10 protein-coding genes are annotated in these 12,675 nt (G+C 47.6%); 8 read left to right on the top strand and 2 right to left on the bottom strand.

Annotated features, from left to right (window positions below):
• Positions 1–89 precede the first annotated feature (89 nt).
• From bioB to bioD, 5 genes are read left to right on the top strand one after another with little or no spacing between them, the layout of a single operon-like run.
• Positions 90–1,169, top strand: coding sequence for a biotin synthase BioB (gene bioB / locus NX720_RS08125; RefSeq protein WP_262600597.1), 1,080 nt, complete (start codon positions 90–92; stop codon positions 1,167–1,169).
• 10 nt (positions 1,170–1,179) lie between these two features.
• The gene (gene bioF / locus NX720_RS08120; protein WP_404831056.1) at positions 1,180–2,370 is read left to right on the top strand and encodes an 8-amino-7-oxononanoate synthase; all 1,191 of its coding nucleotides are present in this window, start codon (positions 1,180–1,182) and stop codon (positions 2,368–2,370) included.
• Positions 2,367–3,113 carry an alpha/beta fold hydrolase gene (locus NX720_RS08115; protein WP_262600595.1) on the top strand — a complete coding sequence of 249 codons (747 nt, stop codon included), beginning with the start codon at positions 2,367–2,369 and terminating at the stop codon, positions 3,111–3,113. Before bioF ends, NX720_RS08115 begins: the two co-directional genes overlap by 4 nt.
• Complete coding sequence (bioC, locus tag NX720_RS08110) at positions 3,098–3,922, top strand: malonyl-ACP O-methyltransferase BioC (protein WP_262600593.1); 825 nt, start codon at positions 3,098–3,100, stop codon at positions 3,920–3,922. The genes NX720_RS08115 and bioC overlap by 16 nt, the downstream gene beginning before the upstream one ends.
• A gap of 24 nt (positions 3,923–3,946) precedes the next feature.
• Positions 3,947–4,627 carry a dethiobiotin synthase gene (gene bioD / locus NX720_RS08105; protein WP_262600591.1) on the top strand — a complete coding sequence of 227 codons (681 nt, stop codon included), beginning with the start codon at positions 3,947–3,949 and terminating at the stop codon, positions 4,625–4,627.
• Between the two features lie 151 nt (positions 4,628–4,778).
• On the opposite strand, the gene NX720_RS08100 is transcribed toward bioD, so the two are convergent.
• Together NX720_RS08100 and NX720_RS08095 are read right to left on the bottom strand one after the other, a co-directional pair.
• A complete protein-coding gene (locus NX720_RS08100; RefSeq protein ID WP_262600590.1) occupies positions 4,779–6,659 on the bottom strand; it encodes a hypothetical protein in 1,881 nt (626 codons plus the stop codon).
• A gap of 95 nt (positions 6,660–6,754) precedes the next feature.
• On the bottom strand, positions 6,755–6,901 hold the full coding sequence (locus NX720_RS08095; RefSeq protein WP_262600589.1) for a hypothetical protein: 147 nt from the start codon (positions 6,899–6,901) through the stop codon (positions 6,755–6,757).
• Positions 6,902–7,723: 822 nt separating this feature from the next.
• Here NX720_RS08095 and NX720_RS08090 point away from each other — a divergent pair.
• The 3 genes from NX720_RS08090 (at position 7,724) to NX720_RS08080 (ending at position 12,614) form a co-directional block, all read left to right on the top strand.
• Positions 7,724–9,514 (top strand): acyl-CoA dehydrogenase C-terminal domain-containing protein, encoded by a 1,791-nt coding sequence (locus NX720_RS08090; protein WP_262600588.1) that lies wholly within the window; start codon positions 7,724–7,726, stop codon positions 9,512–9,514.
• A 251-nt stretch (positions 9,515–9,765) separates the two neighbouring features.
• On the top strand, positions 9,766–11,820 hold the full coding sequence (locus NX720_RS08085; RefSeq protein WP_262600587.1) for an ankyrin repeat domain-containing protein: 2,055 nt from the start codon (positions 9,766–9,768) through the stop codon (positions 11,818–11,820).
• A 173-nt stretch (positions 11,821–11,993) separates the two neighbouring features.
• Positions 11,994–12,614, top strand: a complete 621-nt coding sequence (locus NX720_RS08080; protein ID WP_262600586.1) for a hypothetical protein — start codon at positions 11,994–11,996, stop codon at positions 12,612–12,614.
• The last annotated feature ends 61 nt before the right edge of the window (positions 12,615–12,675 follow it).

Below are 12,675 nucleotides of genomic sequence, written 5' to 3'. Positions count from 1 at the left end.
TTATCAGGTGTGTTTAAGTTTCAATAATCAACAGTAAAGGCTGTGCTCTGCACTTCTGCAACGGGCACTCCGGGGAATTTTCGGGCAACATGAACTCTTCTCATTCTGCTATGACACTTCGCCACGACTGGACAGTAGAGGAAGTTGAAGCGTTGTTTCAGCTCCCTTTCAATGACCTGATCTTTCAGGCCCAGCTGGCTCACCGCGAATACTTCAACCCAAACCAGGTGCAGGTTAGTACACTGTTGTCGATCAAGACCGGAGCCTGCCCGGAAGACTGCAAATATTGTCCCCAGAGCGGGCACTACAACACCGGACTCAGTAAAGAAAAACTGATGGAAGTGCGTAAGGTGCTGGAAGAAGCCCGTGCCGCGAAAGCCTCCGGAGCCACACGCTTCTGCATGGGCGCCGCCTGGAAAAATCCGCCGGAAAAAGATCTGCCGTATATCATGGAGATGGTAAAGGGCGTTAAGGCTATGGGGCTGGAAACCTGCATGACACTGGGTATGCTGAATGCTGACCAGGCGAGCCGGCTGGCACACGCCGGTCTGGACTATTACAACCATAATCTGGATACCTCGCCGGAGTTTTACGGCAACATTATTACCACCCGTACCTTCTCTGATCGTCTGGATACTTTGCAGCACGTTCGTGATGCCGGTATGAATATTTGCAGTGGCGGCATTGTTGGCCTGGGGGAAACCGAGCGTGACCGCGCAGGCATGCTGGTGGCACTGGCCAATCTGCCTAAGCATCCGGAAAGTGTGCCTGTGAATATGCTGGTACGGGTAGAGGGTACACCGTTGGAAGATGTTGACGCTGTGGATGGTATCGAGTTTGTTCGCACCATTGCCGTTGCCAAGATTATGATGCCTGCCTCCTGTGTGCGGCTTTCTGCCGGTCGTGAGAATATGAGCGACGAACTACAGGCGCTGGCATTTCTGGCAGGTGCCAACTCCATTTTCCTGGGCGATAAACTGTTGACCACTCCAAACCCTAAAGAAAGCAGTGACCGACAGTTGTTCGATAAACTGGGCATTAATACAGATGACCGGACAGAGCTTTCTTCACAACAAGCTTCAGAAGAAGCGGCTAAAGAGTTTGCCCGCATCTGCCCTCTGCGTGAGCAGGATAACGAACATTATTACGATGCCATGAAAGCCTCCTGAGGTGTCTGTTATGGACGGATCGTCTATGGAGAAAGCATTGCAACAGGATTTGCAGACCCGCCGGGAAGCTAGCCTGTATCGGTCACGCAAAACCCTCGACACCGCCCAGGGGCCTGAAGTGGTCATAAAGGGTAAGAAGTATCTGGCATTCTGTAATAACGACTATCTGGGATTAGCCAATCATCCTGAAGTCATTGCCAGCCTGAAAAAGGCGACAGCTGACTATGGTGTCGGCGGTGGCGCTTCCCATCTGGTGGTAGGGCACAGCAGGGCGCATCATCAGCTGGAAGAAGCGTTGGCTGAGTTTACCGGACGCGACCGGGTGCTACTGTTCTCCAATGGCTATATGGCGAACCTTGGCGTGATCTCTGCCTTGTTAAATAAGCGCGACGCTGTGTTTCAGGATCGTCTGAACCATGCCTCCCTGCTGGATGCCGGTCAGCTCTCCGGGGCTCGTTTTCAGCGTTATCTGCATAATGACGTGGAGAACCTGGCTACCCGTTTAGAGCGTACTGAGGCCCGTCGCCGGTTAATTGTCACCGATGGCGTCTTCAGCATGGATGGCGACGTGGCACCTCTGCCTGAGCTGGTACAACTGGCAAAACAGCAAAATGCCTGGCTGATGGTGGATGATGCCCATGGTTTTGGTTGTCTGGGGAAGATGGGGGGCGGAGTTGCAGAATTCTTTGATCTGCCTCAGGATGACCTGCCGGTTCTGGTTGGTACACTGGGCAAGGCCTTTGGCACAGCCGGAGCGTTTGTGGCAGGTAGCGAAGCATTAATTGAAACTCTTATCCAGTTTGCCCGTACCTATATATACACCACCTCCATGCCTCCGGCGGTAGCCGCTGCAACCCAAACCAGCCTGAAACTGTTGCGTGAAGAAAGCTGGCGACGCGATCATTTGCAGGCGCTGATTCAGTGTTTTCGCAAGGGTTGTGCACAGCTGGGGTTGCAGTTGATGGATTCGGCTTCGCCGATTCAGCCGATTATGGTCGGCAGTGCCAGCAATGCCATGGCTCTGAGTGACGCACTGGCTCAGCAGGGTATTCTGGTGACTGCCATTCGACCGCCTACCGTTCCAAGAGGAACGTCGAGGCTACGTATTACTTTCAGCGCTGCCCACAGCAAAGAGCATGTAGAGCAGTTGCTGACCGCACTTGAGCGCACGGTAAGTCCGTTGCAGGAGGATGTTGCATGAGTCTGCCCATCGTATTAATCAGTGGTTGGGGCATGCCGGCAACCGTGCTGGAGCCACTGGCACAGGAGTTGGATGGAGACGGTCGGGCCTGTGTGGTACAGCTGCCGGGGCTGGTATCGGAGCCCGGTAGCCGCTATGACTGGCAGGAACTGCTGAATTACCTCGACTTGCATCTGCTGGAAACGCCAGTGGTGCTGGTTGGCTGGTCTTTGGGTGGCACGCTGGCTGCGCTTTATGCGAGCCAGAACCCGGACAAAGTGGCAGGCCTGGTGACTCTGGGGACTAACCCGTGCTTTGTTCGCAATGATGACTGGCAACAGGCTATGTTACCCGCCACCTTTTCAAGCTTTTATGCCGGGATGGAAGAAGACCCCCAGGCCACTATCCAACAGTTTTCCATGCTTTGCTCAATGGGCAACAGCAACCAGAAAACCCTGATGCGTGAACTGGGTGCATTGACCGGGGATGTTGATCTGGAACCGGCTATTTTGTCAGGTATGTTGAAACTTCTTGGCGAAAGCAATGTGCGCTCCCAGTTTGCCGATCTGCGTTGTCCGGTGATTCACTGCTTTGGTCGACAGGATGCCCTGGTTCCTGCCGATGTTGCCGAACGCATCGAACAGGACTTCCCTGCCCATGCTGTTAATGTGTTTAATGGTGGGCATACTTTCTTTCTTGATAACGAAACCGGCATTACCCGTCAGGTGGCAGAACTGGTAGCCTGTTTATGCTCGAGAGGGTAACGTCATCGGTGGCTGAAGCCTGCCGACCGGAGCAAGCCGATAAACGACGAATTGCCGTGAATTTCAGCCGTGCCGCCAGTACCTACGACGTTGCTGCCGCGCTTCAGAACCGGGTCGCTGCCCGGACGATGCTGGGATTACCTTCAAACCGCAAGCCTGAGTTTGTCCTGGACCTGGGTTCTGGAACAGGTCGTCAGACGATTCAGGTGGCCGGTCATTATCCACAGGCCTCTGTAGTAGGGTTGGATCTGGCGATGGGCATGGCTGCCCATGCCCGATCCTGTTTCCCCCAGTTGGACTGGTGTTCCGGAGATATTGAACACCTGCCGTTCAAAGACAACCGTTTTGATGTGGTCTTTTCCAGCCTCGCTATCCAGTGGTGTAGCCTGAACAGGGTTCTTGAAGAGGTACACCGGGTTTTAAAACCCGGTGGCCTGTTTGTCTTTTCAACTCTGGCAGCTGGCACTATGCACGAGCTGAAGCGGGCGTGGGGTCAGGTTGACCCCCATGTTCATGTTAATGACTTTGATACTTACAGTGCTCAAAAACACTGTGTGCAGCAGTCTGACTGCCAGTTACATTCTTTCAGGCTGCAAACCGAAACCATCTACTATCCTTCCGTCATGCAGTTACTCCGGGATATGAAAGCCCTTGGGGTGAACACGGTTCCAGCGCGGCAGAATGGGCTGATGTCCCGTCATCGTATCCTGAAGCTTCAGGAGGCTTATGAAGTATTTCGAACAGAAAAAGGACTGCCTCTTTCTTATGAGGTTATTTACGGAATAGTGCATAAGCCGCTTATCATTTAAAAAAGGCCGGAGCAATAAACTCAAATGGCTAAAACGTATTTTGTTACTGGCACCGATACGGATGCCGGTAAAACAGTGGTGTCCTGTGGTCTGCTTGAAGCGGCCCGTCAGAAGCAACTGCAAACCATTGCCCTTAAACCGGTATCGGCGGGTTGCGAAATGACCCCGGAAGGTTTGTGTAATGGTGACGCTATGAACCTGATGGAGGCCATGACGCTGGAACTACCTTATGCTCAGGTCAACCCTGTTGCGTTTCAGCCGCCGATTGCACCGCACATTGCCGCAAAAGAAGAGGGTCGTCGTACAACGGTGGATTGGCTGGCAGGAATTTGCCGTGGTGCCCTGATGCGTAAACATGATCTGTCGTTGATTGAAGGGGCTGGTGGCTGGAAAGTTCCGTTGAATAATCGGGAAATGCTGTCAGGGCTGGCGCTTGAAATGAATACGCCGGTCATTCTGGTGGTCGGCATGAAGCTGGGGTGCCTGAATCATGCACTGCTCACTGCTGAAGCGATTGTTCGTGATGGTGCCAGGCTGGCAGGTTGGGTGGCGAACCAGGTTGCCCCGGACATGAACCACTATGAAGAAAATATTCAGACCCTGAAAGACAGTCTGCCTGCGCCCTGTCTTGGTGTAGTTCCCTGGCTGGAAACACTCGATAACAGGGCTGTTGCGGAGCATCTTGATATCGAGCCTATGCTGTAAATCATGATCTGTTTCTTTCCAGTCTGAGTAAAAGCCGCCATTCCCTTTCCGGGAGAATGACGGCTGGATGGCTGAAAATATTCAGCTGAACTGGTTGCGTGAGCAACAACTCCGCAACCGACCAAGGCAATCTTTGAGTTTGTTACGGATGCTAATGTTTGCAGAAATGAGATATGTAGACGAAAAAATTACCGGTTTTACGCATACTAAGAGAAATATAAGGCTGAATTGCAACGGCACCCATTACGGTGAAGACACCCGCCAGCAGGATTTTGGACAGCCAGATCTTCTGGTTGGGTGTCAGCATATCATCGACGATGTACTTGTCTTCTCCCGTCGCCTTCCTGTAAGCAGTAAGCTGCTTAATACTCTCCTCAGCACCATCCAGATTTTCACCGTAAAAATGAAATCCGGCTGAGGTCATTGCCAGGGACACCGCGAAAGAAGGGAAATATAAAAACTCCATTGGCAACTCCCTGATTTTAGAATGATAAATCACTTGACCCAACCCTTTCACAACGAGGAACGGGCCAATAACACCAGCAAGTCCAACCATAATTGACTGAGCAATGTACGTCATTTGGCTACGAATCATAGCCCCATCGGCACTTTCCATATTATCCTTGAATGACTGCACAAATTCCTTATTGATTTTATAATCCGGATGCTCGGGGTCAACGACTGTGCCATCAGGAAATTGTACAACGTAGCGCTTATCTTCCGTAGGAATCAGACTGAAGCCATTTCTTTTTATATAATCCAGATTTTTTCCGGAGTTAAAAACATCGGTTAAGGTATAAATCCCCACAAGAGAAACGCCAGCTAAAACAGCGACCTGCATTACTCCTCCAGCAGCCCCTAACAGTGCATTGCTCGTCACTAGCTCCTGGGTTTTGGCGTATTGAATAGCCTGGTAGGCTACTTCGGGTTTGAAGCCCTGCCTGAATTTTTGCGCCAGGTAAGTGGTCGGTTCAGTAAGCTTGGCTTCTTTCAAAACTGTTGACACACTGTCTTTAAGGCTCATAGCCTGTTTTCCAGCTTCAGAGATGAAAGTTGCACTATAGAATGGGACGCCGGGAATACCTTTACGCATGGTATTGGCAGCATTACCGATGTCAAAAAGCAATGCCTTGATGTACATAAGGACGCTATGCATAGCGGTCATCCCGACAATGGCTGTGGGTATCCCATTGAGTACTACTCCTGCGGCGTACCTCGCTTTCTCGCAGCTGTTGTAGGGTTCATTCGCTACCTCTGTCTGATTGACGAATGTCTGATTGACGAATGTCTGATTACCGAATGTCTGATTACCGAATGTCTGATTACCGAATGTCTGATTACCGAATGTCTGACTATCAGCGTCTTCCAAAATGCAGCCTTCATAATAACCATTGTCAAAGTTGGCGCACTGGGTGCTATTGAAATAGTTTGTTTCGGAGTTGGAAGCTTTATCCGATTTTTTGCACGTTGTAGCCAGTCCTGTGCCTGCGGAATCTGCATCCGCAACGGATATGATCACACCCGACCCGACAGCGGTGAAAGTGATAATAAGATCAGCCCACTGTCGACCATCGGGGCAGGCTCCTCCTGCACATTTGTGACGATGAAAAAAGCGCCTGTAAGTCCCGAACTGCAAAACTTTGAATACATTTTCCGCAGCCAGGAAAAAAGTTCCGAACATGGCTGGTATCGCTTTACCCCAATCACCGGAGATGATAAAAAGGTTCAGTGACATGGCCCCCCCCAGGCCCCATGACACTATGGTTGCCAGAAGGGTGGCAATCGGCCCGTACTCACTCAACTCCCCCCCTGTAATGGGGGATTGAAACATTTCTAATATTTGCCTTGCCAAATCTGCATTGTCTATACCCGAATCGCTTTGCAGTAGATTTAATCCCAGAGCTTCGGTATCCCCAACCTTGGTAGCATGGGTGTTTTGACTGGTAACAATCCCGATAAAGGCGAGTAATAGAAAAGAGAGCGTCCAGAGTTTTAGCAAACCCTGCCAGCTTCTAATATTGCTTTTGCACATGTTGTCATCCTCGTTAAATTATTGGAACAAGAATTGGCTGTCACTCAGAAGCGACAGTAAGCAGGTGCTAACCTTAAACAGAACTAACTTCCGTACTATAAACGACCGATTTTTTTTATAGCAAAAAATGCTGAAAAACCAGAAACACCTAAAAAAACAGGTGTGGAAAACATCGTCATGCGTTTCAGCGTGTAAGGATTTGGCATCAGTACATTTATTGCCGCTGGGGTAATTGTTGTCACCGCTTGAGAAGCTACTGTTAGCGGATTGCTGGCGAAAGACTGTTTTCCTGATGCTCCCAGAAATAAGATGCACGACAAAAACACAATAGTTGACCGACATATCGAATAATCGATAGTAAAAAAGTAAAATGAATGACTTGTTCACTAAAGAATTTATTTTCATAAGTACAAGTTATATGCACAGAAATTTAAAGAATCCAGCTTTATACTTTGAACATACACATAAAGTCTTAATTGGTGCTGTGAAATAGATATTTGCTCACTGATACCAAAGGCTGCATAAGCAACATGAGATAATGTTTGGTTTGCTTATGTCAGTTATTTCACAATCTAATACCGCCCAATGTTAAAAAAATAACAGCGAATGTGATCCTGCAAGTAGGAGGTTAATAAAACAACCAGTGCCTTCCAAGACTGAACATTCAATTTATTTTCACTACATCTAAAAGGTAGATGATATCTTTAGACTGACATTAGGTATTTGACGCAAAGTGCTCCATAGCTTCGATTTAATTAATTTGATAAGGAATAGTTAGAAGGAGGCAGCAGAATTAACACGACAGTGGCTGACAGTAAGATAAAAGATCAGGCTATCGTTGAAGAATTGGACGACACCGATACTAATCACTGATACCAAGGCTTCTGGTTGATTTAATGTTGTACAAGGTTAGGCAGAGTGAAGTAACACCTGGTACTGCCGCATCTTTACAGATATGCACAGTAGTTGACATTGAATTCGTTCATACGTAAGTTTAAAACAATCGTTTGAATTGTTGCTAAACTAAAGCCTATATAAATAAAAGAATAAGTGAGGTAGTCGTAATGCCAGAATACAAGGCCCCCCTGAGAGATATCCGTTTCGTCCGGGACGAGTTACTGTCTTACCCTGAACACTATGCCAGCCTGCCAGGCGCAGAAGACGCTACTCCTGATATGGTGGATGCCATTTTGCAGGAAGGTGCAAAATTCTGTGAGCAGGTTCTGTCGCCTCTGAATCAGTCCGGTGATCAGGAGGGCTGTACCTGGAGTGAAGAGGGCGTAAAAACCCCGTCAGGTTTCAGGGAAGCTTATCGACAATATGTTGAAGGTGGCTGGCCTTCTCTTGCCAGTGATGAAACCTATGGCGGGCAGGGTCTGCCTCATTCCCTTGGGCTGTCCATCAGTGAAATGGTTGGGCAGGCAAACTGGTCCTGGGGAATGTATCCGGGGCTGAGTCATGGGGCTATGAATACCCTGGAAGCTCATGGCACCGAAGAACAGAAGCAAGCCTATCTCACCAAACTGGTTTCCGGTGAATGGACAGGAACCATGTGCCTCACAGAGCCCCACTGTGGTACGGATTTGGGTATGCTGCGCACTAAAGCTGAACCCAATGGCAATGGCTCTTATCGAATTTCCGGCACCAAGATATTCATTTCTGCCGGAGATCACGATATGGCGGAAAATATCGTTCATATTGTTCTGGCTCGTCTGCCGGGCGCTCCGGAAGGCACGAAAGGTATCTCACTGTTTATTGTTCCCAAATACCTGCCCCAGAGCATTGGTGAAAGTAATGGTGTCAGCTGTGGTTCTATCGAACACAAAATGGGCATTCATGCCAATGCGACCTGTGTCATGAATTTCGATGAAGCCACCGGTTTCCTGATTGGGCCTGAGAACAAAGGTCTCAACTGCATGTTCACGTTTATGAACTTTGCACGCCTTGGAACGGGTTTACAGGGGCTGGCTCATTCGGAAGTGGCTATGCAGGGCGCTTTACGTTATGCCCGTGAGCGTTTGCAAAGCCGCTCCCTGAGTGGTGTAAAAAATCCTGATGGCCCGGCTGACCCGATTATTGTTCATCCGGATGTACGACGAATGTTGTTGACCATCAAGGCTTTCACTGAAGGTAACCGGGCTCTGGCTTACTACATCGCTAAGCTGGCTGACCTGATGCATCATCCGGATGAAGATGTGCGCAGTCAGGCTGACCTGACCATGGGTTTCCTGACACCGATTCTTAAAGCTTTTGTGACCGAAACCGGTTTTGAAGCGGCTAATCTTGGACTTCAGTGTTACGGCGGGCATGGCTACATTGCGGAATGGGGTATGGAACAGAATGTCCGGGATGCCCGCATTGCCATGCTTTATGAAGGCACAACCGGTATTCAGGCTCTGGATTTGCTGGGTCGTAAAATCCTGCTGACCCAGGGCGAATCAATGAAGACCTTTACCAAAGTGGTTCATCGTTTCTGCAAGGAGCATGAAGAAAACAGCCAACTCAAAGAGTTTATTGAACCACTGGCTGCCCTGAATAAAGAGTGGGGCGAAATGACCATTCAGATTGGCATGAAAGCCATGCAGAACAAGGATGAAGTGGGGGCAGCGTCGGTCGATTTTCTGATGTATTCAGGCTATGTCTGTCTGGCTTACTTCTGGGCTGATATGGTCAATACGGCTCAGCAGGCACTGGCTGCGGGTACTACCGAAGAGGGTTTCTATAACGCCAAGATTCAAACAGCCCGGTTCTACTTCCAGAGGCTTTTGCCCAGAACGCGAATGCACAAAGCGGCTATTGAGTCAGGTGTTGATAATCTGCTGGGTATTGCTGAAGAGGACTTTGGCGAAATCTGAGGTTTATTTTGATTCTGCTGGAAGGTCGCCTGAGGGCGGCCTTTTTTTTCGGCGTTTGATCAATAAAACATTGTGAACTTAGCCTATGCTTACAGGCCATAAATTTTACTGGAAACGGTTCATCGTAAATCGCTGGAAAAATCAACCTCAGTGTGGAGTAAGCAGAGTTGAATTATTTGATAATAAAGTGCGTAAAAGCTATTACTTTTTTTCTATTGTTACTTTTGTTTCAAAATGCTCTGGCAGTCCATGTGGAGAAAAAAGAGGCGTTATGCCCCCCGGTGAATCAGGGTGAAGAATTAAAGCGTTATCATGCGGCCTTTGAAGATATCGATAAGGGTAATATACCGGATATTGGTAATCTTGATGTTAATGTGATTATCGAGAAAGATAGTTCTTGGTATTTTTCCCTGTTAGATTATGCTGCGCTTAAGAATAAAACCAACGTTGTTCTATGGCTTCTTGATAAAGGAGCATTCCCTGATGGATGTAACACTTCCTACGACAAGTACAACAAAAATAAGGGACTGCCATTTGAAAGAGCACCTATATATTATTCTGTTGAAAATAATAATAAGCTGGTCTTTCAATCCTTGATAGAAAAAGGAGCCGATGTAAATATTAGAGACAATGTTGGTGATACTCTGCTACATACAATGATTAAAGAAGGTGGGGAAAAAGTTGAATTTATGGATTCTTTGATTAAAGCTGGAGCCGACCCCTTAGCCAAAGATTATGATGGTGTCGAAGCAATAAATCTAAAAAAAAGACTCTCATATTTTGAACGTACTTTCATGGCTATGTCATTGTTTTGTGAAAATAAAGCTTATGAGTATATTGCGGAAGACAATGTTGGTTATAACTGTTCTGAATTTATTCAAAAGAGAAATGATCTGGAAGAAACCTTAAAGTCATGTGAACGAGGAGAACCCTATTTTAAGGCACCTGTATCCATGAAAATACAGAGCGCTTGTATTGGCAAATTTTCCAGTGAAAAACTGTTATCTATGCTGGATCAAAAAAACACTTTATGGAATAAATTGTTTGGAACTGATGATTGGTTTTGGGAAGCGTTACCTTCAGCGACGGAGGAGATTAAATCAAGACCCCGTCTGCTTTTCGAAGAGATAAGACGTGGCATAGATCAAAGTAATGTTGAGCTGGTTAAATTGATTTTGGATACGACCAACAAAAAACCTTTTTATCATGACTCATTTCCACCTATGCTATTGGCAAGTAAAAATCCGGCTATAACCAGAATGTTGCTAAAGTGGGGCATTAGAACTAATTTAGGTGACAGGTTGAGCAATGATTATCATTTTAATATCTATAACTTTCCAAATCCTCTGGTTGAGGCGGTTAAAAAAGGTCATTTGGAAAATGCAAAAATACTGATCGAATTTGGTGCCAACCCTGATCATCGACTTATTCAGCAGATGGGAAGGCATAAGATGACCCGTGATATGGCACTTCTTCTTCAGTTTTATAAAAGGTCAGAGTTACCTTCTTATATTGATGATGAAACTTCGCCTCAGCACCAGAAGAATATCCGGTTAAAAAAAGCCGTTATGGCGCAGGATGTATTTGAAACAGCAGCCAGTCTGGCTAACGGTGCCAACCCCAATACCCGGCTTCCGGACGGTCATGGTAATAGTAATGGAGATTTGTTAGCTGAAGCTCTTATTCTTGAACAAGATCAGGCTGAAGCCAGTATCTCCCGTCTTTTGCTTTTATACGGTGCCGCCACAGGTTACATTGCGAGAAACAATGAAGACAAGAAACTGTCTATCCGCAAATACGAGAGAATTAATGCGCTCTTGTGGATAATTCATGGAGATGGCACTGCCAAAAAACCAGCTTTCTCCTGGAGCCAATATATTCAGGATCATGAACTGGCAGTGGCTCTTGATTATTTTAATCCATTCACCAGGGAAAAAAATGAAACAGCAGCCGAAGGAGTGTTTAATATGTTTCAGCGTACCGCAGCTTATGCCGGTGTACGCATGGACGAGCATCCGGATGAGTTAAGCGGACTTACAGCCTGCTTGAATCTGAAGCCTGCGGTTAGTGGATTGAATCAGGTCTGGGCAGATGGTAACTCTACCCCGCCTTTCACAACGCCCCGGCTGAACGGCACAGTCTGCTTTGAAGATAACTGTGAGGCGGTTGAATCGCACCCCGAGAGCCATGATAACTATTATGAAACACTGCAACTGCCATATTATGGGGTTGAAACCTTTCAACCCTACTGTCAGATGATCGATTCCCTGATGAGTCCTGCTGGCAAAGAAGTACTAAGGCGTTAACAAATAACACCTGCCGTTTCTGCATACTCACACAATGCAGCTTAAGTTTTTTCTTATCTGCATTGTTGGTTTTTTGCACAACTCTAAGCGTTGGTCTATACAACATGATTCCAAAAAAGCTTTTTTAAATTTCCCGGAGTCATATCAGCTGCTTTGGCTGTATCAGGCAGACTATGAGCTATCTAACCCCATTGAGAAAAACAATAGAGGTTGCTGTTCTGGCCGCTCTTTTTGTTGTGTCAGATTTTGCGGTGTCAGAAAGTGCTTTATCGGAGGAAGTGCAGGAGACTGACGGCGGGGCCTCTCCACTTCCCAGCCTGGCAGAAAAACCAGTGGACTCACGAACGTCTCTGGACCTGTCACTGCCTTACAGCAGCTTTGATAAAGAAAAAGGCTGGCTAAAGCAGTTCTGGGGGCGCCCATTCAGAGATCAGCTTCTTCTTGGTATGTGGACACTGCATTTTGAATCCGGGGACGATCAGGAAAGCAATAACAGGTTGATTGGTGCAGTCTACAAAGGGTATTACGGTGGAACCTTTATCAATACCCACGGTGATCGCGTCTGGTCGGGTGGCTGGCAGCGTACCCTGTATCAACAAAAATACGGCGAAGTCGAAGTTGAGGCTGGGTATCGCGCTGGCATTATGTATGGCTACAAGCGTTACCTGAAACTGGGTAACACCCGGTTGTTTCCTCTCTTTCAGGCATTACTGGATGTTGAATACAAAAACGTCGGCGTGCAGTTTTCCTGGGCGGGAGTGGTTCTCACGGCAGGGTTTTACTATCGTTTCTGACCGTTATAGCGGGCTGTTTTGGGCTGCCTTGGATAGAGGGATACTTTTGACCAGGCAGGAA

Origin of the sequence: Endozoicomonas euniceicola, from assembly GCF_025562755.1 — a bacterium.
GTDB lineage: Bacteria > Pseudomonadota > Gammaproteobacteria > Pseudomonadales > Endozoicomonadaceae > Endozoicomonas_A > Endozoicomonas_A euniceicola.
This window is presented reverse-complemented; position numbering and strand designations above follow the sequence as displayed.